At 69.2% G+C, this 25,629-nt stretch carries 23 protein-coding genes, 1 tRNA gene and 2 pseudogenes; 17 read left to right on the forward strand and 9 right to left on the reverse strand.

The window, feature by feature from the left end:
* Positions 1-101: 101 nt before the first annotated feature.
* Both AB0D57_RS23115 and AB0D57_RS23120 read right to left on the reverse strand, forming a co-directional pair.
* Positions 102-521, reverse strand: a complete 420-nt coding sequence (locus AB0D57_RS23115) for a DUF3592 domain-containing protein (RefSeq protein WP_362075956.1) — start codon at positions 519-521, stop codon at positions 102-104.
* Between the two features lie 40 nt (positions 522-561).
* A complete protein-coding gene (locus tag AB0D57_RS23120; RefSeq protein ID WP_362075959.1) occupies positions 562-1,578 on the reverse strand; it encodes an SEC-C domain-containing protein in 1,017 nt (338 codons plus the stop codon).
* 256 nt (positions 1,579-1,834) lie between these two features.
* Here AB0D57_RS23120 and AB0D57_RS23125 point away from each other — a divergent pair, with 256 nt between their 5' ends.
* Positions 1,835-2,647, forward strand: a complete 813-nt coding sequence (locus AB0D57_RS23125; protein WP_362076102.1) for a class E sortase — start codon at positions 1,835-1,837, stop codon at positions 2,645-2,647.
* A 36-nt stretch (positions 2,648-2,683) separates the two neighbouring features.
* Here AB0D57_RS23125 and AB0D57_RS23130 read toward each other — a convergent pair whose 3' ends face one another.
* Complete coding sequence (locus tag AB0D57_RS23130) at positions 2,684-4,090, reverse strand: MFS transporter (protein ID WP_362075962.1); 1,407 nt, start codon at positions 4,088-4,090, stop codon at positions 2,684-2,686.
* 121 nt (positions 4,091-4,211) lie between these two features.
* Between AB0D57_RS23130 and AB0D57_RS23135 the strand changes: the two genes are divergently transcribed.
* From AB0D57_RS23135 to AB0D57_RS23170, 8 genes and pseudogenes are all read left to right on the forward strand, one after another.
* Entirely contained in the window at positions 4,212-4,739 is a 528-nt protein-coding gene (locus tag AB0D57_RS23135) for a helix-turn-helix domain-containing protein (RefSeq protein WP_362075965.1), read from the forward strand.
* Positions 4,740-4,765: 26 nt separating this feature from the next.
* On the forward strand, positions 4,766-5,083 hold the full coding sequence (locus AB0D57_RS23140; protein WP_362075968.1) for a DUF6412 domain-containing protein: 318 nt from the start codon (positions 4,766-4,768) through the stop codon (positions 5,081-5,083).
* Positions 5,084-5,224: 141 nt separating this feature from the next.
* Positions 5,225-5,933, forward strand: a pseudogene (locus AB0D57_RS23145) (YidC/Oxa1 family membrane protein insertase).
* A 797-nt stretch (positions 5,934-6,730) separates the two neighbouring features.
* A complete protein-coding gene (locus AB0D57_RS23150) occupies positions 6,731-7,069 on the forward strand; it encodes a MerR family transcriptional regulator (protein WP_362075971.1) in 339 nt (112 codons plus the stop codon).
* Between the two features lie 628 nt (positions 7,070-7,697).
* Entirely contained in the window at positions 7,698-7,901 is a 204-nt protein-coding gene (locus AB0D57_RS23155) for a cold-shock protein (RefSeq protein ID WP_362075974.1), read from the forward strand.
* A gap of 322 nt (positions 7,902-8,223) precedes the next feature.
* Complete coding sequence (locus AB0D57_RS23160) at positions 8,224-9,738, forward strand: DEAD/DEAH box helicase (protein WP_362075977.1); 1,515 nt, start codon at positions 8,224-8,226, stop codon at positions 9,736-9,738.
* 46 nt (positions 9,739-9,784) lie between these two features.
* A complete protein-coding gene (locus AB0D57_RS23165) occupies positions 9,785-10,189 on the forward strand; it encodes a CBS domain-containing protein (RefSeq protein ID WP_362075980.1) in 405 nt (134 codons plus the stop codon).
* 49 nt (positions 10,190-10,238) lie between these two features.
* Positions 10,239-10,550, forward strand: a complete 312-nt coding sequence (locus AB0D57_RS23170) for an SCO5918 family protein (protein ID WP_362075983.1) — start codon at positions 10,239-10,241, stop codon at positions 10,548-10,550.
* Between the two features lie 110 nt (positions 10,551-10,660).
* On the opposite strand, the gene AB0D57_RS23175 is transcribed toward AB0D57_RS23170, so the two are convergent.
* Complete coding sequence (locus AB0D57_RS23175; RefSeq protein WP_362075986.1) at positions 10,661-11,020, reverse strand: hypothetical protein; 360 nt, start codon at positions 11,018-11,020, stop codon at positions 10,661-10,663.
* Positions 11,021-11,317: 297 nt separating this feature from the next.
* Between AB0D57_RS23175 and AB0D57_RS23180 the strand changes: the two genes are divergently transcribed.
* The gene (locus AB0D57_RS23180) at positions 11,318-12,193 is read left to right on the forward strand and encodes a fumarylacetoacetate hydrolase family protein (RefSeq protein ID WP_362075989.1); all 876 of its coding nucleotides are present in this window, start codon (positions 11,318-11,320) and stop codon (positions 12,191-12,193) included.
* A gap of 164 nt (positions 12,194-12,357) precedes the next feature.
* Here AB0D57_RS23180 and AB0D57_RS23185 read toward each other — a convergent pair whose 3' ends face one another.
* Both AB0D57_RS23185 and AB0D57_RS23190 read right to left on the reverse strand, forming a co-directional pair.
* Entirely contained in the window at positions 12,358-12,822 is a 465-nt protein-coding gene (locus tag AB0D57_RS23185) for a heme-degrading domain-containing protein (RefSeq protein ID WP_362075992.1), read from the reverse strand.
* Positions 12,819-13,913, reverse strand: a complete 1,095-nt coding sequence (locus AB0D57_RS23190) for a Gfo/Idh/MocA family oxidoreductase (protein WP_362075995.1) — start codon at positions 13,911-13,913, stop codon at positions 12,819-12,821. The genes AB0D57_RS23185 and AB0D57_RS23190 overlap by 4 nt, the downstream gene beginning before the upstream one ends.
* Positions 13,914-13,972: 59 nt before the next feature.
* On the opposite strand from AB0D57_RS23190, the gene AB0D57_RS23195 reads away from it, so the two are divergent.
* The 6 genes from AB0D57_RS23195 to AB0D57_RS23220 all read left to right on the forward strand — a co-directional run bounded on the left by AB0D57_RS23195 (position 13,973) and on the right by AB0D57_RS23220 (position 20,081).
* Positions 13,973-15,154, forward strand: a complete 1,182-nt coding sequence (locus tag AB0D57_RS23195; RefSeq protein ID WP_362075998.1) for an ROK family transcriptional regulator — start codon at positions 13,973-13,975, stop codon at positions 15,152-15,154.
* A 179-nt stretch (positions 15,155-15,333) separates the two neighbouring features.
* Positions 15,334-16,221, forward strand: coding sequence for a hypothetical protein (locus AB0D57_RS23200; RefSeq protein ID WP_362076001.1), 888 nt, complete (start codon positions 15,334-15,336; stop codon positions 16,219-16,221).
* A gap of 136 nt (positions 16,222-16,357) precedes the next feature.
* The gene (locus AB0D57_RS23205; protein ID WP_362076004.1) at positions 16,358-17,137 is read left to right on the forward strand and encodes an HAD-IIA family hydrolase; all 780 of its coding nucleotides are present in this window, start codon (positions 16,358-16,360) and stop codon (positions 17,135-17,137) included.
* Between the two features lie 150 nt (positions 17,138-17,287).
* Positions 17,288-17,875, forward strand: a complete 588-nt coding sequence (locus tag AB0D57_RS23210; protein WP_362076007.1) for a hypothetical protein — start codon at positions 17,288-17,290, stop codon at positions 17,873-17,875.
* A gap of 1 nt (position 17,876) precedes the next feature.
* Positions 17,877-18,542: a class F sortase gene (locus tag AB0D57_RS23215; protein WP_362076010.1), complete on the forward strand. Its 666-nt coding sequence runs from the start codon at positions 17,877-17,879 to the stop codon at positions 18,540-18,542.
* 501 nt (positions 18,543-19,043) lie between these two features.
* Entirely contained in the window at positions 19,044-20,081 is a 1,038-nt protein-coding gene (locus AB0D57_RS23220) for a glycoside hydrolase family 6 protein (RefSeq protein ID WP_362076013.1), read from the forward strand.
* A 57-nt stretch (positions 20,082-20,138) separates the two neighbouring features.
* Here AB0D57_RS23220 and AB0D57_RS23225 read toward each other — a convergent pair whose 3' ends face one another.
* The 3 genes from AB0D57_RS23225 to AB0D57_RS23235 all read right to left on the reverse strand — a co-directional run bounded on the left by AB0D57_RS23225 (position 20,139) and on the right by AB0D57_RS23235 (position 24,693).
* Positions 20,139-22,076, reverse strand: a complete 1,938-nt coding sequence (locus AB0D57_RS23225) for a kelch motif-containing protein (RefSeq protein WP_362076016.1) — start codon at positions 22,074-22,076, stop codon at positions 20,139-20,141.
* A complete protein-coding gene (locus AB0D57_RS23230; protein ID WP_362076019.1) occupies positions 22,073-24,070 on the reverse strand; it encodes a glycosyltransferase family 2 protein in 1,998 nt (665 codons plus the stop codon). The genes AB0D57_RS23225 and AB0D57_RS23230 overlap by 4 nt, the downstream gene beginning before the upstream one ends.
* A gap of 549 nt (positions 24,071-24,619) precedes the next feature.
* Positions 24,620-24,693 (reverse strand) — tRNA-Lys (locus tag AB0D57_RS23235).
* Positions 24,694-24,890: 197 nt separating this feature from the next.
* Here AB0D57_RS23235 and AB0D57_RS23240 point away from each other — a divergent pair.
* Positions 24,891-25,493: pseudogene (locus tag AB0D57_RS23240) on the forward strand (hypothetical protein); the annotation flags it as partial.
* Between the last annotated feature and the right edge of the window lie 136 nt (positions 25,494-25,629).

A 25,629-nucleotide genomic window follows, 5' to 3' on the forward strand; every position in this document is an offset into this window, starting at 1 on the left:
GCACCCATACCGAACCAACGGGCGACGTCCGGGTACCGGCACGTTCACTCGGTACCGAAGCCCCGTGCTGTGCAGGAGGCGCCGGACCGCGATTCCAGGGCTCACATCAGCGCCCCCACCGCCAACCCCACCCCGAACAAACAGAGCAGCACCCCGTTCACCACGTACGTCCCGGGGTTGAACGTCTGCTGCGTGCGCACCACGACCACCCGGCGGGGGTCCTGGGGGTCGTACCGTGCCACCACCTCGTAGCCCACTCGTAGAGCGTGCAGATCCGCGTTGAGTGGAGCCCGGCGATAGGTCTGGTTCCTCGGACCCGCCTCGTAGCGGATCTGGGGAGGGTGAAAGGTCGGGCCCTCGTGGCGCGGTCCGCGGACGACCTCGCCCTGCGTGCGGGAGCCCCGTACACCGAGCAGCCGTACGCCCTTGTACTCACGGAGGCCACGGCGGGTGACGCGGAGGCCGTAGGCCAGCCACCCTGCGGCGAAGAGGAAGGCGAACGTCAGCCATGGCTGGGACATGTCCGCCTCCCCCCGTCGGCGCTCCTGAAGTCAGGTGCTGTTACGCCTCCGCACCGTGACACTCCCCATAACCCCGCCCCGACGCACACCAGCACCCGCTCCCCCTCTGCGGCGGCCAAGCCTCCGCTCGTCCCCGTGCCGCCAGCGTCGTCGCGTACTGGGGCAGCAAGTCGGAGTCCCCCGGCGAAGCCCCTTCGGATGCCGCGAAGGCCTCGTACGACGGGACCGTCCCCGTCACGATGCCCAGATTCGGGGTGCCGGAAGCCGCCAGTTCGCGCAGCGACTCCTCTATCGTCGCGAGGTGCAGCTCATGGGAGGGGTAGTCCCCTGCCAACGAGGGATACGCGGCCACCAGCTCCGCCAGCTCACCCGTCGGCCAGTGCAGGACCGCCACCGGGAACGGGCGGGACAGCGCCTCGCGGTACGTGCCCAGTTCCGCGCGGAGTCGGGAGATCTCCGCCTGGAGTTCCGCCGGGTTGTCGGAGCCCAGGGACCAGACCCGCTTGGGGTCGTGGAGTTCGTCCAGGGAGACCGGGGACGTGTGGAGGGTGTCGGCCAGGGTGTCCCAGTTGTCGTGGGACTGGCCGAGCATGCGGCGGACGCGGTGGCGGCCGAAGAGGACGGGATAGGTGGCGTACGGGGGCTCCGGCACGTCCGTGAGGAGCAGCTGGGCGGCCTCGGTGAACGTCTCCTGCGCCGCTTCCAGCTCGTCGTGGGACTCCAGGGCCTCGGCCACGATCACCCAGGGGGCGGGGTCCCGGGGTGACGCGGCGCGCACGCCGTCGATGATCGCTCGCGCCTCGGCCTCGTGGCCGTACTCCCACAGGTTCGCCGCCTTGAGGGCGCGGACCAGGTGGGGGTGCTCCAGGGGAGCGGAGGACGACAGGAGGCGGTCGTACAGCGCGGTGGCGCTGGGGCGGTCGCCGGACAGTTCGAGGTGGGCCGCGGCCTGCACGAGCAGGTGTTCGGCGTCCTCGGGATAGAGGCCGGCAGTCCGCTCCAGGCGCGCTGCTTCGGCGTTGTGGTCGACGTGCTCGGCAGACGTGTCGGGGCGCATGGGGGACACCGTACTGCCGATGGCATACGGGGGAGAGATAGCTGCAGGCCAGCGGGTGACCTGAGAGTGGCAGAGCGAGGGGAGGCCCGGATTCCGATCGGCCGGCGCCTGGCGGGAGCGGTCGGGTGGGCGGTGGCGTCGGGTGAGGTCAGCCGGTCTTGTCGGGGACGGGGCGTTCGTGCTCCGTGTTCGAGTCTGGTGAGTTGAGGGCCCAGCCCTTATCGTGCGGGCCCGGTCGAGGAGGCGAGGCGTGCGTATGCGGGCTCCGGGGATCGTGCATCACGGCACTCGGCGGCGGCGGGCCGCGTACCGGCGTGTGCTGTGGGGTGGGGGTGAGGTTCTTGTCACCTTCGGGGTGGTGCTGCTGCTTCTTGTCGTGCATCAGCTGTGGTGGACCAACCGGGAGGCCCGGGAGGGGGCCAAGAGGGAGGTTCAGGCGCTGGAGCGGGAGTGGGGGAGAGGGGATGAGGAGGGGGCGGAGGGCGTCGAGGAGGGGGAGGAGGAGGGTGCTGATGCGGGGCGCCCGTCCGGCTCGCCGAGTACGTCCAGCGGTGCGTCTTCGGTCACCGGGTCCGGGGGGTCCGCCTCGGTCGAGCAGAGCCGGAATCCGGCCCGTTGGTCCCAGGCGTACGCCATCCTCTCCCTCCCCCGGCTCGGCCTCCGCGTTCCCGTCGCCGAGGGGGTCGGCAAGCGGGATGTGCTGAACAAGGGGTACGTCGGGCACTACCCGCACACCCAACAGCCCGGCCGGGCCGGGAACTTCGCGCTCGCCGGGCACCGGAACACGCACGGCGAGCCGTTCCGGTACATCAACCGGCTCCGGCGCGGTGACGAGATCGCCGTCGAGACCGAGGCCGCCCGCTACACGTACGTCGTCGACAAGACCCTGCCGCAGACCTCCGCCGGCGACGGCAGCGTCATCCGTGAGGTGCCCCGCAGTACCGTCCGGCCCGCCTACGGGTACAGCGATCCCGGGTACTACATCACCCTCACCACCTGCACGCCCGAGTACACGTCCAGGTATCGGCTGGTGGTCTGGGGGAAGCTCACGTCCGTGCGGCCTCGCTGAGGAGCCCCGTAGCCCCGTGCCCCGTAGCCCGTGGCGTCACCCGCGCTCCCTCAGCGTCAGCACACTCACCCCCGCCACCAGCGCCATCCCCGCCGACACGGCGATCGCGATGTCCGCGCCGTGCGCGAGCCCACCGGAGGACGTCACCAGCGCGATGGTCACGGCGACGCCGGCGCACGACCCGATGTACCGGAACGTCTGCTGCGCGCCCGACCCCATCGCGGCGCGCGCCGCGGGGACGGACTCGACCGCGAGGAGCGGGAGGGCGGCGTTGAGCAGCCCGCTGCCCACGCCGGAGACGATGAAGCCGGGCAGCAGCCGGGTCCACGAACCGGCGCCGACCGCGCCGAGCATGGTCAGAACGCCGACCGCGTGCAGCGCGAAGCCGAGGACGAGTTGGTGGCGCGGCGAGACCCGGCCCGCGAGGCGCCGCACCTGCAGGGCGACCACGAAGGCCAGCCCGGCCCAGAGCAGGGTCAGCCACGCCGTGTCCAGCGCGGACAGGCCCAGCGCCTGCTGGAGCAGCGTCGGCAGGAAGCTGAAGAGGCCGATCACCGCGAAGCCCGTGAACAGACCGCCCGCGGAGGAGGCGAGGAAGCGCCGGTGCCGGAGCAGACCGAGGTCGATCATGGGCGTACGGCTACGGCGCTCGACCAGGACGAACACCGACGTCAGCACGAGGAACGCCGCCAGCAGGAGGCCCACCGACGGGCGCAGCCAGCCGTCGCGGCCCAGGGTGAGAGCGGCCACCAGGGCGACGAGTGCCAGGCCGAAGGTGACGGCCCCGGCCAGGTCGGGCCGGCCGCCCCGGGGCGCCTTGGACTCGGTGAGCGCACGGGTGCCGAACCCGGCGACGGCCAGCGCGGCCGCGCCCAGGACCGCGTACACCGCCCGCCAGTCCAGCGACGAGGTGAGCGCTCCCGCGAGCATCGGGCCCGCCGCGATGCCGCCGCTGACGAACGCACCCCAGACGCCGGTCGCGTGCAGCCTGCCACGTGGGGTCGGGAAGGCGTGGACGAGCAGGCCCAGGCTGCTCGCGAGGATCGCCGCGCTCGCCGCGCCCTGGGCGACGCGGGCCAGGGTGAACAGCCAGGTCGAGGTCGCGAGCGCGCCGAGGGCGGTGGTGATGCCGAGTGCGACGGTGCCGGAGAGGAAGATCCGGCGGCGGCCGTAGTCGTCGGCGAGGCTGCCCGCGACCAGGAGCAGCGCTGCGAGGCCCAGCGGGGTGCCGTTGAGCAGCCAGGCCTGGGCGGAGAGGGGGGTGTGCAGCGCGGCGGCGGTTTCGGGGAGCGTGATCAGCGGTGTGGTGTACGTCATCAGGGCCACGGCGGTGGCGGCGCTGGTGAGGGCGAGGGTGAGGGCCGCGCGAGGGGTGCCGTGCGCGGCGGGCGCGTCGCGTGCCGTGTCGGCGGACGTGACGGCGGTGCGATCGAGCTGTGCCATGACCTGCCCTTCAGATTCTGGGGGGGGTAGGTTCATTCATTGAACCGGCTGTATGGGACGACCGTAGCATCCTAGGTTCGTTCACTGAACCAATAAGTCGGAAAGTGGCTACAGTGGGGTCATGGCTCTCGGTAAGGACTACGCGACGCAGGAGTGCTCGATCGCCCGCGCGCTCGAGATCGTCGGCGAGCGCTGGACGCTCCTCGTCGTGCGCGACGCGCTCTACGGCGTACGGCGCTACAACGACTTCCTCGTCCACCTCGGCATCCCGCGCGCCGTCCTCGCGGCCCGCCTCCAGACGCTCACCGCCGAGGGCATCCTCGAGAAGCGCCGCTACCAGGAGTCGCCGCCCCGCGACGAGTACGTCATCACCGACCGCGGCATCGCGCTCTGGCCCACCGTGCGCTCACTGGGCCTGTGGGGCCGCCAGCACTTCGACGAGGCCCAGCTGCGTTACTTCCGGCACGCGACCTGCGGCACGGAACTGGGCCCGTACGGCGAATGCCCGGCCTGTGGAACTCTCGTGCCCGTCCCGGACGTTGAGATGTCACCGGGCCCCGGACTCGATCCGGACCCGGCGGATCCGGTCAGCCGGGCGCTGCTCAGGCCGAAGCGGCTGCTCCAGCCGATCGAAACGGGTCCGGTGTAGCGGAGGGGGAGGGGGAGAAGCGGTCGATGATCCGTGTCTGGGCGCACACGCGCCCCGCCGCCGTGCTGCTCGTGCTCCTTCTCGCTGTCGCCGTGCTCGACACCGGCAGCCTCTCCGCCGCGGTCGCCGTGACGTTCGCCGCGACCGCCGCGGCCGGCTCCGCGCTCGCCGCCTGCGCCCTCATCGCCGCGCGCTGCGCGCCGACTGTCCCGCGTACGCGCATACGGACAGCCATACGCGACCGCGAGCACCGTACGGCCTTCCTGCCCCAACGCGATCCCGACGCGGCGGGGCGTAGCCGCCCCCGGGCGCCGGGGTGTTTCCTCCCGGCGATCACCGCGTAGGTCACCCCCCTTCTCCACCCCCTTCACCTCCCTGGTGACCTCGCGCGGGTCGTCATGCCGACATCTCCTCGACCCGGCACGACGAGACCCCCGGAGGGCTCACCCATGTCCACATCCCTATCCACATCCATGTCCGCGTTCATGTCCGTATTCGCAGGTCTGGTCGAGCAACTCGCCGATCTGCTCCAGCCGTTGTTCCATGCCTCCGCGGCAGCCACCGCGATCGTCCTGTTCACCGCGCTCGTACGACTGCTCGTGCACCCCCCTGTCGCGGGCGGCGGCGCGAGGGCAGCGGGCCCGGGCCGAACTCCAGCCGCGGATCGCGGAGTTGCGCAAGAAGCACCGGAAGAATCCCGAGAAGCTGCAGAAGGCGGTGCTGGAGTTGCACGCGCAGGAACGGGTGTCGCCGCTGTCCGGCTGTCTGCCCAGTCTGCTCCAGGCGCCCGCGTTCATCCTCCTCTACCAGCTGTTCTCCAGCGCGACGATCGGCGGCGAGGCCAACGCCCTGCTCGGGCACAAGCTGTTCGCCGCGCCGCTCGGTGACCGGTGGGTGGACGCGCTGGGGAGCGGGGGAGTGTTCGGGGCGCAGGGGCTCGTGTATCTCGGGCTGTTCGCCCTCGTCGCCGCGGTCGCGACCTTCAACTACCGGAGCGGCAAGCGGATGATGGCTGCCGCCGCTCCGGTGGCCGGGGATGAGCAGGTGCCTGGGCTGGGGGCGGTCAGCAAGTTCATGCCGTTCCTGTCGTTCTTCACGCTCGTCACCGTCGCGGTGGTGCCGCTGGCCGCCGCGTTGTATGTGGTGACCAGTTCGGCGTGGAGCGCCGTGGAGCGGGCGGTTCTGTATTCGTGAGTGAGTGAGTACCCGTTCAGTGGTCGAGGTCGACTGTCTCTCTGCCTGGCTCACGGAAATCTATGTCGGCGAGAGTAGACATTGGATGGTGTCGTAGTTATGGTTTCTCTCGTAGCCGAGATCGAGCAAGGCCCGGCAGAGATGAACTGCCGGGCAGCAGTACCGCAGTTGTGGTTCGCAGGACGGTGCGGTGGTGGAGTTCCGGAGCCAGGGTTGTTGCAGGACGGCGACGGGACTGACGACCGGACCGGGTGGCCCGCAGTGATCAGGGGCCGCCGTGAGCAGTACCGCAGTTCACGCAGTAGCAGTTCGGTAAGTGCAGTTCGCAGTACCCAGCAGTGAAGTCAGTGAGCAGCACCTCGGTGAAGGCGTCGGCTGCGGACGCGCGCACCGGGAAGTTCGGCAGTGGGGTTCCAAGCCAGAGCAGACGCAGGACGGGCGACGGGGCTGGCTGCCGAAGAGTGGCGCTGTCACAGGCCACTGAGCAGTTCGCATCACCAGCAGTACGCAGTACCCCGCTTGGTAAGTGATCGATCCCAGAGGGAAGAACGGAGGAGCCAGGCGCCATCAGGATCGCCCGGGCGGAAACCTTGAGCCCGGGTACCGCAGGACATCGATAGTGAGGTGGTCTCCGGTCAAGCAACCGCGATCCCCGCACCCCCGACAGCATCTTGGTCGGGTCTGCGGAAACAGAAGGCCGGCGCAGTATCAGGGTCGGCAGATGGTGTAGCAGTTCCTTCGGGGCCCTGGTGCCATTGGCACCAGGGCCCCTCCATGCGTTCCACAGAGAGGTGCAAATGACAGCAGGCGACTCGTTCGGCCGTCTGGATGACGACGACTACCCCGCCTACACGATGGGCCGGGCCGCCGAAATGCTCGGCGCCACCCAGGGCTTCCTCCGCGCCATCGGTGAAGCCCGCCTCATCACCCCGCTCCGCTCCGAGGGCGGCCACCGCCGCTACTCCCGCTACCAGTTGCGCATCGCCGCCCGCGCCCGGGAACTCGTCGACCAGGGCACCCCCATCGAGGCCGCCTGCCGCATCATCATCCTCGAAGACCAGCTCGAAGAAGCGCAGCGCATCAACGCCGAATACCGCCACGCCGCCGAAACAGAGAACCCAACGACCGCGGGCTGAGGTGGTGCGTGCCCGCCGGGCAGCGCACACACCTGTCGGGAGTGTGGCGCGTCGCGTAGGTCGTTTTCTGTGGGGACAGGCTGTGCGGACGCGTGGCGTCTGCGTCAACTGCCATGGTCAGAAAGTTCCCTTCGCCCACGCCTTCGTCGTGGGCGTTCTGCTGTGGCGGAGGAACCAGGGCGCACCGCCTCCGTCTGCCGCATGGCGTGGGAGGCGTTCATCGACTGGAAGGCATGAGGCATGGATACGGGAACTGTGAAGTGGTCCAACGCGGGAGGGGCTTTGGCTTCATCGCCCAGGACGGTGGCGGCCGACCGCTCTTCCTGGAAGGCTGCGTTCCGGGTGGATCAATATCTATGACCGCGAGACGAGAGTTTAATGTGCCGCGCGGGCAGTGTGTTTACTGCAACGAGCAGAGCGGAATTATTAACCGTACACAGGCTGCTACCGCATGCTACTGTCGATCTCAGTTGCAGTCGTGGTTCCCAAAACTTCAACGCCTTCGTCGGTATTTTCAGCCGCGGGAAGCGTTTTATATTTCCGGTCATCCTCCGGGCGGGGCATCATCGCGGCGACCCGGTATCCGTGGATTGCGGGTCCCGGCGTACAGCCCCAAAGGAGATATGACATGGCGTCTGGCACTGTGAAGTGGTTCAACGCAGCCAAGGGTTTCGGCTTCATCGAGCAGGACGGTGGCGGCGCTGACGTGTTCGCCCACTTCTCGAACATCGCCGCCCAGGGCTTCAGCGAGCTGCTCGAAGGTCAGAAGGTCACCTTCGACATCGCGCAGGGCCAGAAGGGCCCGACGGCCGAGAACATCGTTCCCGTCTGAGCACTGACGCGCACTTCGTAGCTGGAGCCCGCATCCCTCGGGGTGCGGGCCCCAGCTGCGGGCATTCCCCGAGGCTTCCCCTGTGGGACAACGCGCCCTGGATCCCTCTCCAGGAATGCGGGCCTCTTTAAATCTGCACCCGTCGACGTCCTGGATTTCACGTCCGCATGACGTCACCCATTTCATCGCCTGCACTACCGCACCGGATTCACCGCAGGTTAGATCTGCTTTCGCATTCCGTTCGGCCCGTTCTTGTAATTCCCCGCGCTGCTCTTCCGCTGCGAGAATTCCTTGATACGTGCCGTATCAAGGAAGGTTCTGAATGAACCCCTCACGTACGAACAACCGCTCCTCCCGCACCCGCAGCCGTACGGGCGGTCCCGCTTTCGGCTCCGGCGCCGGTTCGCACCGGGGCAGCCGCTTCGGCTCGCCCGCCCCGAGCCGTTCCGGAGGGCCGAGCCGCCCGGGCAGCCAGGGGCGGCGGCCCGCGGCGGTCCAGGGCGAGTTCGCCCTGCCGAAGACGATCACTCCAGCGCTGGCCGCCGTCGATGCGTTCGCCGACCTCGACATGCCCGAGCGGCTGCTGGCCTCGCTCACCGCGCAAGGCATGAAGATCCCGTTTCCGATCCAAGGCGCGACCCTGCCCAACACCCTCGCGGGCCGTGACGTTCTCGGTCGCGGACGCACCGGCTCCGGCAAGACCCTCGCCTTCGGCCTGGCCCTGCTGGCCCGCACCGCCGGACAGCGCGCCGAGCCCTGCCGGCCGCTGGCCCTGATCCTCGTGCCGACACGTGAACTGGCACAGCAGGTGACCGACGCTCTTACCCCCTACGCCCGCTCGGTGAGGCTGCGCCTGGCCACCGTCGTCGGCGGAATGCCGATCGGCAGGCAGGTCAGTGCACTGCGCCGTGGTGCCGAAGTCGTCGTCGCGACGCCGGGCCGCCTCAAGGACCTCATCGACCGGGGTGACTGCCGGCTGAACCAGGTCGCGATCACCGTCCTGGACGAGGCCGACCAGATGGCCGATATGGGCTTCATGCCCCAGGTCACCGCGCTCCTGGACCAGGTACGCCCCGAGGGCCAGCGGATGCTGTTCTCCGCCACCCTCGACCGCAACGTCGACCTCCTGGTCCGCCGCTACCTCACCGACCCGGTCGTCCACTCCGTCGACCCGTCCGCAGGCGCGGTCACCACGATGGAGCACCACGTCCTGCACGTCCACGGCGCCGACAAGCACCGGACGACGACCGAGATCGCGGCGCGCGAAGGCCGGGTGATCATGTTCCTGGACACCAAGCACGCCGTCGACCGGCTGACGCAGGACCTGCTGAACAGCGGCGTGCGGGCGGCCGCCCTGCACGGCGGGAAGTCGCAGCCGCAGCGCACCCGGACCCTGTCCCAGTTCAAAACCGGGCACGTCACCGTGCTCGTCGCGACGAACGTCGCGGCGCGCGGCATCCACGTCGACAACCTCGACCTCGTCGTCAACGTCGACCCGCCGACCGACCACAAGGACTACCTCCACCGCGGCGGCCGTACCGCGCGGGCCGGCGAGTCCGGCAGCGTCGTCACCCTGGTCACCCCCAACCAGCGCCGCGACATGACCCGCCTCATGGCAGCCGCCGGCATCGTCCCCCAGACCACCCAGGTCCGCTCCGGCGAAGAGGCACTCAGCCGGATCACCGGCGCCCGGACCCCCTCCGGCATCCCCGTGACGATCACCACGCCGGTAACCGAGCGGCGCAAGCGCAGCGCGGCCCCACGCGGCCGACGCAGCCCCGCTTCGGCTGCCCGGCGCGTGACCGCGCGCCAGTCCTCCTTCGACGCGGCGGCCTAGAACCTTCATGATCAGGAACCTGACCCGTCTCTGCAGGAGGCACGTTTTGACACTGGTTCAGATGCAACCCCGCACGGCGAGCGCCGCCCCCGCGCACAGGACGGTGGCCGACGCCATGGACACGGTCGGACCTCAGGTCTGCGACGACATGACCATCGAGGTGGCCCTGTCCGTCATGGCCAGTGCCCGCACCGAGCACCTGCTCGTCTGCGACAACGACGGCCAGTGCACCGGTTTGGTCACCCAGGCCCAGCTCGCTGCTGTCCGTGACAGCTCCGCGTACACGGACCGCGTCCAACTGCGCGACATTCTCGACGACCGCGGGCCGTTCACCCCGCCCGTGACCACGATGGCCGAAGCCAAGCACGCGATGCGCGGCCGCCGGCTCGATGCCCTGCCTGTCGTCGACGAGCAGGGCGGTGCTCCGGGCGTCCTCGCCCTGGCCCACTGAACCGCCTCACCGCGGCAGAACCATTCCCTTCTTCTCCCTGTGAGGCATCATGCGCTGTGTCATCGCCCGCTTCCCGTTCGACCTCACCAAGAGCGGCGTCCTGGAATCCATGAAGGGCGTCAAGCCCGAGCAGGGCAGCGGCGAGTCCGTGATCATCGGCCGCCGCACCTACCCCGTCAAGCAGGTCGGGGAGGTCATCACACGCCAGGACCGCCGCGATTTCAGCGCCGGCGAAGTCCTCCGGGCCATGCGCCGGCTCGGCTTCACCTGCCCCGGCCTTCCCCACGCCGCCGCACCCACGCGTGTCCTCAGTCCGTTGCAGCAGGCTTCCGCGATGCTCGGCGCCCCTGCTGCCGTCTGACCGACGGGCAAGCACGAGCCGCCACCAAAACAGCAGTGAGGGTCCGACCGGGACGCGCCGGTCGGACCCTGACCGCGTACCGACGGGATTCTCAGCGCGCAGCGGCGGGGTCAGTCATCGGAGTAGCTGAAGTCGCCCATGGTCCAAGCACTGACATCATTGATCGCCACGCGGTACATCCCGCCCGTCTCCGGGATCCCCACCGTGCCCTGCAGAATCCGCGCCACATGGAAATGCAGATGCGTGGGCGGCCCCACCTCGCGCGTCGTAGCGGTGAAGACGGCGGAGAAGTCGCTCAGGCGGGGCGAGTCCGCCAGGACTTCCGACACCCGCTGCCTCCAGACTGCTTCGGGAGCCAGCCGACCCGTGATGACAGCACCACCGGCGACCACGGTCAGAGACATCTGATTGCTGTGTTCGGACTCCACCAGGGTGGCGACGTCAACAAGCAGTTCGTCAGGCTTCGACATGAGTGACCAGTCTAATCACCGTCCGTCCGGTCGGCTTGAGCAGTGGTGCTCCATGCGAAATGCAAGATCGAACTGCGCAGACGAGGACGGCGCGGACCACTGCGTTCCTTCATCGCCCGGCCAGCCACCGCACACACATGCAGCGTCAAGGAAGAAGGGACAGCGGTGGTGGTGGCGGGCGGTCCAGTCCGTGAACGGGGTATTGCGGACTGGACGTCGAGATTGGAGGATCAACCAGTCCTCCGATGGCTGCACCCGTCGGCGGCTGCCCGTGCTCGATCGAGGGAGATTGTGACCATGAAGCTGCTGCGAGTCGGTACGGCGGGGGCGGAGCGGCCCGCGCTGCTCGACGCCGAGGGAAACCTCCGGGATCTGTCGGGCATCGTCCCGGACATCGACGGGGCGCTGCTCGCCGATGGCGCGGCGCTCGGCCGGATCCGCGCGGCTGCCGAGTCCGGTGGGTCCGGCGATTCCGGTGGACTGCCGGTGCTGGACGCGGACGGGCTGCGGATCGGGCCGCCGCTGGCCCGGATCGGCAAGATCGTGTGCATCGGCCTGAACTACCACGACCACGCGCGCGAGACCGGGGCCGAGCCGCCCGCCGAGCCGGTGATCTTCTTCAAGGCGGCGGACACGGTGGTCGGCCCGCACGACACGGTGCTCGTGCCGCGCGGGTCGGTCAAGACCGACTGGGAGGTGGAGTTGGCGGTCGTCATCGGCCGTACGGCCCGCTACCTGGAGTCCCATGAGGAGGCGCTCGCGCACGTCGCCGGGTACGCGGTGGCGCACGACGTCTCCGAACGCGAGTTCCAGATCGAGCGCGGCGGAACCTGGGACAAGGGCAAGAACTGCGAGACGTTCAACCCGCTGGGGCCGTGGCTGGTGACGGCGGACGAGGTGCCGGACCCGCAGAACCTGTCGCTGAGGCTTTGGGTCAACGGTGAGCTCAAGCAGGACGGCACGACCGCGGAGCAGATCTTCCCGGTGGCGGAAGTGGTGCGTTACGTAAGCCAGTTCATGACGCTTTACCCCGGCGACGTCATCAACACCGGGACGCCGGCGGGGGTTGCGCTCGGGCAGCCCGATCCGAAGCCGTTTCTGCGGGCCGGGGATGTGGTCGAGTTGGAGATCGGGGGGTTGGGGCGGCAGCGGCAGGAGTTCAAGCAGGCGTAAGCGCTCTGCTGGGTTGGCTGGAGGGCTTGGGGTGCTGCGGCGGGTTGTCGGCTGCGGCACCGTCGTGGCTGGTCGCGCCCCGCGGCGGAGCCGCAAATGTCACGGCCCCGCGCCCCTGTGGGGCGCGGTTCCTTGCGTCAGTTTCGGGGCGCGGGTGTTTTCCTTCAGCTCGCCTGGAATTGAGTCAGTGCCGCTACCACCATCGCGTGGTCCTCGACCTGGGGCAGGCCGGAGACGACGACCGTGCCGATGACGCCCGCTCCCTCGACCGCGACGGGGAACGCGCCGCCGTGGGCCGCGTACACGTCGGGGTCGAGGCGGGCGGACTCCTCGAATGTCGTGCCCTTGGCGCGGAAGCGGGAGCCGACGAGGAGTGAGGAGCAGCCGTAGCGCTCGACGACGCGGCGCTTGCGGTCGATCCAGGCGTCGTTGTCGGGGGTCGAGCCCGGCAGCGCCGCGTGGAAGAGCTGCTGCCCGCCGCGGCGGATGTCGATGGCGACGGGGGCGCCCTGCGCCCGGGCCAGCTCGACGAGGAGCGTGCCGAGGGTCCACGCGTCGTCGTGCGTGAAGTGCGCGAGCACCAACCGGCGCTCCTGCTCCTCCAGTTCGGCGATCTCCGGCGCGTTCACAGCGACACCACCACACCTTCGCGGGCGGAGCGGAGGGCCGCCTCGAGGACGTCGAGGGCGGCCGCGGCCTCGTGCGCGGTGACCGGGTTCGGGGCGCCGTCGCGGAGGGCGGCGGCGATGGCCGCGTAGTACGTGTGGTACGCGCCGGGGAGTGTGGGCTCGGGGCGGCCGCCGCCCGTGAGCGGGGACTCGCCGGAGCCGACGCGGCCCCAGAGGGACTCGGGTTCGACTCCCCACTCGGCCTCGGTGTCCGGCCGCTTGCCTTCGCGCAGGTCGGCCTCCTGGGGGTCGAGGCCGTACTTCACGTAACCGGCCTGCGAGCCCAGTACGCGGAAGCGCGGGCCGAGTTGGGCGGTGGTCGCGGAGACGTAGAGGTGGGAGCGGACGCCGCTCTCGTGCGTGATCGCGAAGAAGGTGTCGTCGTCGGTCCGGGCGCCGGGGCGGCGGATGTCCGACTCGGCGTACACCGAGGTCGCGGGGCCGAAGAGGACGAGGGCCTGGTCGACGACGTGGCTGCCGAGGTCGTAGAGGAGACCTCCGATCTCTGCCGGGTCGCCGGACTCGCGCCAGCCGCCCTTGGGCTGCGGGCGCCAGCGCTCGAAACGGGACTCGAAGCGCCATACGTCGCCGAGCTCGCCCTGCGCCAGCAGCTTGCGGAGGGTCAGGAAGTCGTTGTCCCAGCGGCGGTTCTGGAAGACGGAGAGGAGGAGTCCGCGCTCGTCCGCGAGGGCGGCGAGCTCGCGGGCCTCGGCCGCGGTGCCGGCGATGGGCTTGTCGACCACGACCGGGAGGCCCGCCTTGAGGGCGGTGGTGGCGAGCGGGACGTGGGTCTTGTTCGGGGACGCGATGACGATCAGGTCCAGCTCGTCGGCGCGCGCCCAGAGGTCGTCGGGCGTGGCCGCGAACCGGACGCCGTCGCCCAGCTCGGCGCGGGCCTGCTGCTGCCGCTCCGGGTTCGAGGTGACGATCGTGTCCAGGGTCAGACCCTCGGTGGCGGCGATCAGCGGGGCGTGGAAGACGGAGCCCGCGAGGCCGTAGCCGATGAGGCCTACGCGCAGGGGGGAGCCGGGGGCGGAACCTGTACCAGTCATGCTTCCTGTCATGGCTCCACTTTCGCAACGCTGTTGCCAAAGTGCAAGCGCGGGGGACAATGGCGTACGTGAACAGGACCGATGCGGGCGCGGGTGCGGTTGCGGGCGCAGGAGAGGGGGCGGGAGTGAGCTTGGCGGGGGTGCGTGGTCCGGGGGCGGAGGCGGGCGTGAATCTGCTCGGGTTGCGCACGCACAACGCCGCGCTCGTGCTCGACCTGCTGCGTACGGCCGGGCCCGTCGGCATCAGCCGCCTCGAACTCGCCGAGCGCACCGGGCTGACCCCGCAGGCCGTCAGCAAGATCACCGCTCGGCTGCGGGCGGACGGTCTGGCGGCGGAGGCGGGCCGCCGCGCCTCGACCGGCGGCAAACCGCGTACCGTGCTGCGGCTCGTCCCCGAGGCCGGGCACGCGGTGGGGCTGCACCTCGACCGGGACGAGCTGACGGTCGTGCTCTGCGATCTCACGGGTGCGGTGGTCGCCGAGCGGAGGGCTCCGCTCGATCTCGGGGCCGGGGCGCAGGCCGTCGTCGAGGGGGCGGCCGAGGAGGTCGAGGCCCTGCGCGCGGGAGCGGGAGTGTCCGTGCTGGGCGTCGGGGTCGCCCTGCCCGGGCCCCTCGATCATGTGCGGGGCGTACTGCACCGGGTCACCGGGTTCCCGGAATGGGACGGGTTCGCGCTGCGGGACGCGCTGGCGGAGCGGCTCGGGGTGCCGGTGGTCGTGGACAAGGACACGAACGCGGCGGCGTTGGGGCTTGCGGTGGGCGGTGTCGGGGGCTTCGTCTCCTTCGCCTATCTGCATCTCGGTACGGGGCTCGGGGCCGGGCTCGTGATCGGTGGGGCGGTGCATCGGGGGGCCCGCACCGGCGCGGGGGAATTCGGGCATCAGGTCATCCAGCTGGACGGGCCCCTGTGCGGCTGCGGCAACCGGGGGTGCATCGAGGCGCTGTGCCTCGGTGCGGTGGCGGCCGGTGCGGTGGACGAGGCGGCGCGGGTGCTGGGGGCGGGCGCCGCGAATCTGGTGGGGTTGTTGGACATCGACCTGGTGCTGCTCGGCGGACGCACCGTCGCTGTCCACCAGGAGGCGTTCGTACGGGGTGTCGGGGCGGTTCTCGACGAGCGGGCCCGGCGGGAGGGGGTGGACGCGGTGGTTCCTGTGCGGGTCGCTCCCGGTGGGGCGCGTGGGGTTGCGGAGGGAGCCGCGCAATTGCTGTTGGCGCCGTTGTTCGGGCGGGGGGAGGGGTGAGGTTTCTTCGGAAAGGCCGGACGGACTAATGAATACCGCCCGATTGGCCTAAGAATGTCGCCTTGCGGGCGTGATGGGCCGGGGTCGGTGTGGGGGGCATGGCAGGGTGGGAGGGGCCGTTGCCCGGTACTGCCTGACGCTCTCGATCCCCACCGACCTCGATCGGCAAAGGCCCCCTCATGCGACTGCGAAAGTCCGTTCCCTTCGCCCTGACCGCCGCCGCCCCCGCCCTGGGTCTCGCGCCCGCGTCGGCCCCCGCCCAGGCGCTCACCCCCGTGGGCGCCGCGGAGAACCTCCGCCCCACCTGCGCCGCCCCGGACACCCGCGCCTTCCCCATCACGACCCGGATCCACGGCGGCCCCTCCGCCTACGAAGTCGGCGGCGAGTCCCGGACCTGGTACATCGACCTGACCAACACCACGGCGAACACCTGCGGCAACATCCACCCGATCGTCGTGCTCGTGGACGACCTGCGGTCCTTGCGGCCGGAGCAGACGCGGCTGGAGTTCTACGACGGGGAGCGCGCGCACCCGGTTGCCTTCGAGAAGAGCGACGAGGACGAGAGCGTGGGGGCCTTCGACGACGGTTTCCCGGGGTTCACGGTCGGCCCGGGCCGGACGCTCACCGTGAAGGTCAGGCTCTCCGTGACCTCCGACGCCGCCGTGCCGAACAACGTCGTCGCCAACGCGGCGGTGGTGCAGCGGCACAACAACGACGGGGACTGGGTGGGAGAGTCGAACGAATATCGCTTCCGGATCGATGAAAAACAAGGCGAGGCGAGCGACCGCGACGGCGATGACGGCGGCGATGACGACAGCGATGACGACGGCGGTACCAGCACAGCCACCGACGGTGGCGGAGTCCGCGGCGACAGCCAAGCCGAACCGGCCGCCGAACCGGACGCCCAACCGGATGCCGCGCCACAGCGGACGCCGTCCGCCGACCAGCTGGCCAGCACCGGCTCGGGCGCGCCGCACGGGTTGGCCGCCGCGGCGAGCGCCGTCCTGTTCGCCCTCGGCGTCGTCCTCGTCGCGGCGTCCCGCTGGTTCAGGGCAGGACGGCGCTGAATTCGCCGAAGTAGCCGAAGCCGATGAGACCTTGCGCCCGCGCTCCCATCCCGTGTGGAACCGCGACCGGAAGCTGATCGCCGACGATCGTTAGGCTGGGCTCCCGCAGCACGGCGCAAGGCAGGAGATCGGGTACATGGCAGACCGCAAGCCCATCGCATCGTGGCTCACCGACATGGACGGTGTGCTCATCCACGAGGGCGTGCCGATCCCCGGCGCCGACGCCTTCATAAAGAAGCTGCGGGATTCCGGGAAGCCCTTCCTGGTGCTCACCAACAACTCCATCTACACCGCCCGTGACCTGCACGCCAGGCTCCGGCGTATGGGCCTGGACGTGCCGGTCGAGAACATCTGGACCTCTGCCCTGGCCACCGCCAAGTTCCTGGAGGACCAGCGCCCCGGCGGCACGGCGTACGTCATCGGCGAGGCGGGCCTGACCACCGCGCTGCACGACATCGGGTACGTCCTCACCGACCACGAACCGGACTACGTCGTCCTCGGTGAGACCCGCACGTACTCCTTCGAGGCCATGACGAAGGCGGTCCGGCTGATCAAGGGCGGTGCCCGTTTCATCGCCACCAACCCCGACGAGACCGGTCCCTCCACCGAGGGTCCGCTGCCCGCCACCGGCGCCGTCGCCGCGCTGATCACCAAGGCGACCGGCAAGAAGCCGTACTTCGCGGGCAAGCCGAATCCGCTGATGATGCGGACGGGCCTCAATGCCATCGGCGCGCACTCCGAGACCAGCGCGATGATCGGCGACCGCATGGACACGGACGTCCTGGCCGGACTGGAGGCGGGGATGGAGACGTATCTGGTGCTGACCGGTCTGACCACGCGCAAGGAGATCGAGCAGTACCCCTTCCGGCCCTCCAAGATCGTGGACTCGATCGCGGACCTGGTCGACCGCGTCTGACCGTTCCCAAGACGCCCCGAAGACGCCCCCAAGACGCCCGAAGACACTCCGAAGAACGTTCCCGAAACACACGGACGGAGCAGTCGTGGGCGCCTCGGGATGCGCCGAACGGTCCCAAGGAGGAGTCTCCAGGTATCTGGAGGTTTCACGATGGGTTCATGGCGACTCACTCTCTGTGCCGGGGCGGTGGTCGCGGCCGCGCTGACTCCCACCGCGTACGCGGCCGATCCCTACGGCGACTCGGCGGTCCCGGCCGATTCGGCGGGCGTCTCCGTGACGCCCGTGTCCCCGGCCCCCGGCAGCGACATCCAGTTGCGGGTGTTGGGCTGTGCGGGGCGGATCGGCACCGCGGTCTCCGGGGCGTTCGTCGCGGACGCCCGGCTGACGGGCGGGGACGGCGCGCTCGTCGGCGAGACGCGCGTACGCTCCTCGCTCACGCCCGGCACGTACGACGTCAAGGTCAGCTGCGACGGCTACGACGACAAGGTCAAGGGCGCGCTCGCGGTGGCTCGACAGGCCGGCGCGATCCCGAAGGCCCCTGCCGCCCCCATGGCGCCCGCCTCGCCCGTCGCCCCTGTGCACGCGGGGGGCGGCGGCACCGCCCACTTCGCCTCCGTCGACACCCGGGAGACCGGCCCCGGCACCGGACAGGCGGTGATCGGCCTCGTCCTCGCGAGCGCCGCCGCGGTGGCCGTGGCGCTGCACGGTGCCCGCCGGGCCCGTGGCAACGCCGAGTGACATGGCCGAACGAGAGCGTTCATCCGGTGCCGGGCGCCTGCTGATGGGTGTCGCCTGGGCGATGCTGCTGGTAGGGCTGTGGCTGTGGGGCCATGAGATGTCCGACATACGGCAGGGGATATCGGCGCCGACGACGGGGGACATCGCGGCGGTCGGACGGCCGCCGGAGGTGCGACTGCCGCCCGCGCTGAAGCCGTTGGGGAATGCCACACCGCAGCGCATCGACATTCCGTCGATGAAGGTGCAGGCGCCGGTCGTGGGCCGCGGACTCGATCCGCAGGGGGCGATCGATCCGCCGCCGTTCGACCAGCCTGGCGTGGTCGGCTGGTACGCCGCCGGGGTGCGGCCGGGAGCGGTCGGAACCGCGCTGTTCGTGGGGCACGTCGACACCGAGACCCGGCCCGCGGTCTTCTACAAGCTCAGCGCGGTGCAGCCGGGCGAGACGGTCCGGGTGATCCGCGACGACGGGACGGTCGCCGAGTTCACCGTGGACGACGTCCAGGTCTTCTCGCGCGACCACTTCGACGCCCAACAGGCCTACGGGCCAAGGGAGTCGGGGCGGGCGGAGCTGAGGCTCGTCACCTGCGGCGGCACCTTCGACCGGGCGAGTCGCACCTATACCGCCAACGTGGTCGTCTCGGCGTACCTCACCGGCGACGGGCTGTGACGGGCGGCTGCCCCCACTTGCTTCCGCCACCCGCTCGCACAACCTGGCCCGGTCGACGACCCGCTCCCCCCGGGAGTCGTCGACCGGGCTGGTCCTCGACCGCGGGCGCACGGGCTGCGGGAGTAACCCGGCGTCCGGCGCGGGAGGTTCTGGGACCGATCCGAAAGGTCATGGATGGCTGACAGATCTGACAGATGACGACAACTGGCCGAGGGCCGGGGTCGTTTGAGGCAACTCTAGAACGGATGAGCGTTTTGGCCTAGAGGCTGTTTGACGCCAAGTCGACAGCGCATGGCTCTGCGTGATGGGTGCAGGTGGACGATGTGTGGGGAGGCTTCACCGAAGGTCCACCGAGCCCGCGAAGTCCTCGACGGCTCCCGTCGCGACCTCCGTGCGGTACCGCGCTGTAACAGCTCTCCGACAACACTCGGGCGATCTCGTGGCGAGGCGACACCTATGTCACGATTGACCCTTAGGACAGTGCACCCGAGGGGGAGTTGCATGTACGGCAGTAGGGGGGCCGGAGCTCGGGCGTCCGTGGCAGTGGCGGGGGCGGCACTGCTGCTCGCGGGGTGTTTCTCCTCGGGAGGCGGCGGCGACAAGAGCGACGGGAACGGCGGTAGCGACAATTCAGGGGCCGGGATCACCCAACAGCCCAAGAATTCGGACCCGTTCTGGGTCAATCCGACCGGGAACGCGGCGGAGCAGGTCGCCACGTACGTGAAGGCGGGCAAGGAGGCCGAGGCCGAGCAGATCCGCAAGATAGCCGAGCAGCCGACCGGCGAGTGGATCGGGCCGGAGAATCCGGAGGCGGAGGCGCGTGGTTTCACCGAGGCCGCGGAGAAGGCCGACCGGGACGCGATCCTGGTCCTCTACAACATTCCGCACCGCGACTGCGGCCAGTTCTCGCAGGGCGGCGCTGCGGACGGCGACGCCTACCGGGAGTGGATCGACGGGGTCGCCCGCGGTATCGAGGACCGGCCCGCCACGGTGATCCTCGAGCCGGACGCGATCCTGCACCTGGTCAACCAGTGCACCCCGGCCGAGTTCCAGGAGGAGCGCTACTTCCTGCTCAAGGGCGCCGTCACCAAGCTCAAGTCCTTGAAGAACACCAAGGTGTACGTGGACGCGGGGAACGCGGGCTGGGGGCACCCCGACCAGATCTTCGACCCGCTGACGCAGGCCGGCATCGACGAGGCCGACGGCTTCTCGGTCAACGTCTCCAACTTCTACTCGACCCAGGACTCCATCGCGTACGGCAAGCAGTTGTCCGCGAAGGTCGGCGGCAAGCACTTCGTCATCGACACCAGCCGCAACGGCAACGGTCCGTACACGGCCGGTGAGGCCGACGAGAACTGGTGCAATCCGCCGGGGCGGGCGCTGGGTGAGAATCCGACGACCAAGACCGCCGATCCGCTGGTCGACGCGTATCTGTGGGTCAAGCGGCCGGGGGAGTCGGACGGGGAGTGCAAGGGAGGGCCCAAGGCCGGTCAGTGGTGGGCCGATTACGCGTTGAAGCTCGCGAAGGCCAGCGACTGAGCTCGGGGGCGCCCTCCACGAGGAGGGCGCCCCCATTCACGTACAACTCTCAAAGAATCAAGGCACCTTGACCCACTGTGCCTTGCTCGGTGTGCCCTGGTCGTCCGTGACGAAGAGCATGTACCAGCCGGACTCGACCAGGTTTCGGTTCTTCGGGACCGTCACCGTGATGCCCTTCTTCGTCTTCTTGAAGTCCAGGGCGATGGACTTCTGGTCGACGTCGGTGACGTGGGTGGACGCGCTCGGGCGGATCAGCCGGGCCGTCTTGATGGATGTCGCGTGCTGCGAGGTGAACGTGGCCGAGGCGCCCCGCGCGATCGTCTTCGGGCCGCCGGAGAGCGAGGGCTGCGCGTCGCGGAAGAGGTACGGCGGCGTGTAGATCTCGATGCGCTGCTCGAAGGTGGCGGGCTTGGTGTTGGCCTTGTCCGCGTACAGCGAGTTGGAGCCGAAGAACATCACGCGGCCGTCGGGCAGCAGGATCGAGCCCGAGTGGTAGTTGCGGCCCACCAGCGGGTCGGCGACCTTGTCGAGGGTGTTCGACGTGGGGTTGTAGATCCGCGCCTGGAGGATGTTGGAGTCGCTGCGGCCGCGGTAGTCCTCGGAGCCGCCGGAGACCAGGACGGTGTCGTCGGGCAGGATCGAGGACTGCGGATAGCGGGTGCCCTTCTCCAGCTCGGGCCCGTCCACGAACTTCGGGTTCTCGTCCTTGAGGTCGATGAGCCGGGTCTTCTTGCTCGACAGCTTGGACTCGCCGACCCCGCCGCCGCCGATCACCATGTACTTCTCGTCCTGCGCGGGAGGCAGCAGCACCGTGCCCGCGGTCTCCATCATGTTCGCGTCGCTCAGCCCGGGCAGCTTGGTGAACTTGTTGCTCTCCAGGTCCCAGACGCCGGGGTCGCGGCCCACGTCGTCCGGTCCGTAGCCGGCGTTCGCGCCGGAGTAGAACAGCTTGCCGTTCTGCATCAGGGAGATCGCCGGGTAGGTCGGGAACTGCCGGACGCCCTTGGTGTAGGTCCACTTCTTGGTCTTGGGGTCGAAGACCTCGTTCTTGCCCGGGACCAGCTGGCCGATCTCGTCCAGACCGGAGAGGCTGAGGATCTTGCCGTCGGACAGGGTGGTCAGCGTCGGGTACCAGCGGGCCTCGTTCATCGGGTCGACCTTGATGTACTTCTCGGCGACCGGATCGAACTCGTAGGCGTCCTTGATCCCCTGGAAGTCCTTCTTGTCCAGGGCGAGCTTCTGCGCGATGCCGTACGTGTTGCGGGCGTCGGAGCCGGTCAGGCCCTGGATCCGGTAGTTGTCCTGCGTACCCGTCTCGTACTTCTGGCCGCTCTTCTGCGCCTCGACGTAGATACGGCCGAGGCCCGGGTCGTTGCGCAGGAACTTGCCGGTCGCCTTGTCGAAGACCTTCTTCGCGCGCGGGACGAGCACCGGGTCCTTGGAGACGAACGTCTTTCCGTTCCCCTTGCCGGTGAACTTGGTGCCCGCGGGCAGGGTGATCGGCTTGTCGGGGTTCTCGTTGTGGACGATCATCAGGCCGCCGGCCTTGGTGACGTCACCCTTCAGCGTCTCGTACCGCTTGGTGCCGCCGGCGATCAGCAGATTGCCGTTGGCGAGTTGCGTGTGGCCCGTGCAGAACAGGTCGCTCGGTGTCGGCACCTTCTTGATGGTCTTCTTGACCGGGTCCCAGATCCGGGTGTCGAACTGCTTCGCGTCGAAGTTTTCCTGGTTGTTGCCCGAGCCCGCGATCAGCAGCACCTTGCCGGTGTGCAGCAGGGCGGCGTGGATGGTGTTCTGCCGGTACTCCTCGGGGAACTCGATGATGTCCCAGTGCCCGTTGGCGGCTTTGTACTCGGGCTTGTTGATCGTGTACTGGTGATATTGCTCCTTGCTGACGCGGTACACCCACGGCCCGTTCATGCCGGCGAGAGCGAGCACCACCGCCCCGCCTATCGCAAGACGACGAGCACGGCGGCGACGGGCACCGTCTTTCATTTCTTACGTCCCCCAAGGGCGATCTGCATGGTCTGGTCATTGCCGCTCTGAGCCGAAGCCCAACTGGGCTTGTGCTGCGGTGCGTGTGGAGCATGCGGTGCATGCTGCTCCTGCTGGGGCACGGACGAAGGGGCCCCGGACGGCTGGGCCACGGAGGGCCCCGCGGGCAGGACCGCGGACTCCTCGGACGCGGCCGACACCGGGGGCTTCTTCTTCGCCTGGCGCAGGGTCCAGCGCCAGGCGAAGATCGGCGACGCGGTGATCAGCAGGGCGAAGCAGGCCCAGATGATCATCGCGGGGTGGGAGTGCCCGAGCAGGAATCCGGCGACGATCGAGCCGGCGAAGACCAGAATGAAGAACAAGTGGATCCGGAAGGTCCCGAACAGCGTGTCCGGGCTGGCCGAATCACCCTTGGGGGTCACCACGAACTTGCTCTTGCGGCGCAGCACGGCGTCCATCAGCGAGCGGGCGTAGATCGGCGCCGAGAGCGCCGACATCATCATGCCCGCGACGCCGCCGGAGCCCTCGGGCTCGTGCGGCGAGACATTGTGCCGGCGGTTCCAGACGTACAGGCCGATCTGCAGCGCGGACGCGTTGCCGTACAGCATCAGCCAGACTGTCGGGTCGATGTCCACGCCCGAGGCGCCCAGGCCCAGGAACAGTGCGCAACTCAGTGCCGCGAGGATCCAGTTGAGGGCCGACATCGGGTAGAAGATGATCATCATGGTGTAGTTGAAGAGCTTGCTCGGCGGCAGCGAGTACCAGCCCTTCCAGTACTGCTTGAGGATCGTCTCGTACGTCCCTCGCGACCAGCGCAGCTGCTGGGTGAAGAAGTCCGTCCAGGCGTTCGGGCCCTCGCCGACCGCGAGCACGTCGGGCGTGTAGACCGAGCGCCACTTCTTGCCGGTGGCGGGGTTGCGGTGGCGGTGGATCTCGAAGCCGGTCGCCATGTCCTCGGTGATCGAGTCGTACAGACCGCCGATCTGCTTCAGTGCCTTGATCCGTACGGCGTTGGAGGTGCCCACGAACATCGGCGCGCCGTAGGCGTTGCCGGCGCGCTGGATCAGCGCGTGGAAGAGGAACTGCTGGGACTCGGCGGCCTTGGTGATGGGGTTGTCGTAGTTGCCGTACACCTGCGGGCCGATGACGAAGCCGACGTCCGGGTCGCGGAAGAAGCCGAGCATCCGCTCCAGGTAGTTGGGCAGCGGTACGTGGTCGGTGTCGACCGAGGCGAAGAAGTCGTACGCGTCGCCGTGGGCCTCGAGCCAGGCGTTGTAGTTGCCGTGCTTGGTCTTGGCGCGGTGCGGGCCCTTGGCCTGGTTCCACTTCGCGACGCCCTTGCGGGAGAAGTGGTGCACGCCCAGGCGCTCGCAGACCGCCTTCACCTCGGGGTCGTCGCCCTCGTCGAGGAGCCAGATGTGCAGAAGACCCCGGTGGCGCAGCTTGACGGCCGCCTCCAGGGTCTTCGTCACCATGGCGAGGGGCTCCTTGCCGGGCACGAAGGAGGTGAGGAAGGCGACTCTGGTGCCGGTCTCGGGCACCACGGGGATGGGGTCGCGGGCGACCAGGGTCGCGTGCGCGTTCGACAGCACGTTCATGCAGCGGAAGAACTCGATCAGGCCGATCGAGACCAGCATCACGATGTCGAGCGTCGGCAGGAAGTCGTAGGCGGGGTAGTCGCGTTCGGTCCAGTGGTCGGGCTGGAGCAGCCAGCCGAGCAGGATCAGCGAGAGCAGCGGCGCCGCTCCCAGCATCAGGGCGGCCCGTATGCGGTGCGGCTCCTGGGACAGCAGCGTGCGGTACTGCACCTTGTAGGGCTTGGTCGGATCGGGCTGTGTGAGGGGTCCAGCGAGCCGACTGTAATGCTCGTAGTCATATCTCGGCAGGGTGTTCTTGATCCTGCGGAATCCTCCGGTCCGGTGTCCCGGCATCCGGAGCTGTGTCGTTTCTGACGGGTCGAAGTTCTGCCGGGCGCCCGTCGGCGTCGACGTCATGAGTCATCCCCCCGCACGCACGATGGAGTGCGTGTTCGTCGGTTCTTGGCGCCCGTTGGGTCCCCCTCGACCGTTCCGGACGCATCGCTGGCTGGCCGGCGTCTCCACGTCATCCACACTCTATGGACATGGAACGACGGCCTTCCGGTTGCATGATGCCCCCCTCGGCATCTGTTCGCGAACGGGGCCCCCAACCCCCCTGCGCGCAACCGGTCCGAGCCCCCAACTGTCAGGTATCGACAGTCCCTTGAAGCCCAGGGTTCTACGGGGTTCATCATGATCGCAAGATGCGAAACGCGGTGTTAACCGGTCATACGCGCTAATTGGGACGCGTGTACGAGGATGGGGTCACTGTCCCATACGCCGCATGCATATGCCGCGCCTCTCGTGTCCCGCCCGTGTGCCTCGTGCGTACGGTTCGTACGCTCTCGCTCGTACGTCCTCGGGCGTACGTCTCTCCGTACGCCCCCGGGCGCACGCCTCCCCTGCGCGCCTCCCCTCCCCGCACGGCGAAGGGCCCCTCACCGTGGTGAGGGGCCCTTCGGTCGGTGCGCCGCCAGGGACTCGAACCCCGGACCCGCTGATTAAGAGTCAGCTGCTCTAACCAACTGAGCTAGCGGCGCGCGCTGACCCGAGAACTCTACCCGACCGGGAAGGGTGCTCCCGCACCGCGGACCCGGGGTCCGGCCCTCTCCACATGCGGCGCGACCGGGCCGGGTACATCATTCGGACCGTCAACGTGCGGCACCGGAGAACAGTTGCGAAACTGGCGCGTGTGCAGAAGTGCGGAGATTTCCATCTGGAGTGTGAGGGGAATCGCATGGCTGCTCCGGTATTCGAGGAATTCGATTCCGCGAGCGGCTGCGATTGCCCCGGATGCGTGCACTGGCGGTGCGCCCTGCCCTGTTTCTCTTCTTCCTCTTCTCCTTCTTCTCCCTCTTCTTCCTTGTCTTCCGGCCCGGGCGACAAGCCGGGAGGCGGGGTCAAGGTGCCCATGACCACACGGGCGGAGATCATCAACCGGGCCAAGAAGTGGGTCGCCGCGCGGGTGTCGTACGGCATGTACACGTACTGGCCGGACGGATACCGGCAGGACTGCTCGGGCTGTGTCTCGATGGCCTGGAACCTGCCGGGGAACGAGTGGACGGGCGGCCTCGGCACGTTCGGCGTACGCATTTCCCACGATCGGCCGCAGCCCGGCGACATTCTTCTCTTCCGGAATCCGGCGGATCCCGAGAAATGCTCGCACGTCGTCCTCTTCGGCGGCTGGACGGATTACACCCACACGTATGACATCGCCTATGAACAGACCCGCCGGCACGCCCGCAGGCGGGCCACCCAGGCGTTCCAGCGGGCGCAGGGCCGGTGGGGCGGCGCGGCGGACGGTTACCCGGGGACGGAAACGTGGCGCCGGCTCTTCTCCTGACGCGGGCGGAACCGCGACAGGGCCGGAACCGAGACAGGGTCGGGACCGCGGTAGAGCCGGGGCCACGACAGGACCGGGACCACGAGCCGGTCGAGGTCACGGCAGCTCGGGATCGCCGCACGTCGACGTCACG

Origin of the sequence: Streptomyces sp. NPDC048275 (genome assembly GCF_040652275.1) — a bacterium.
Classification (GTDB): Bacteria; Actinomycetota; Actinomycetes; order Streptomycetales; family Streptomycetaceae; genus Streptomyces.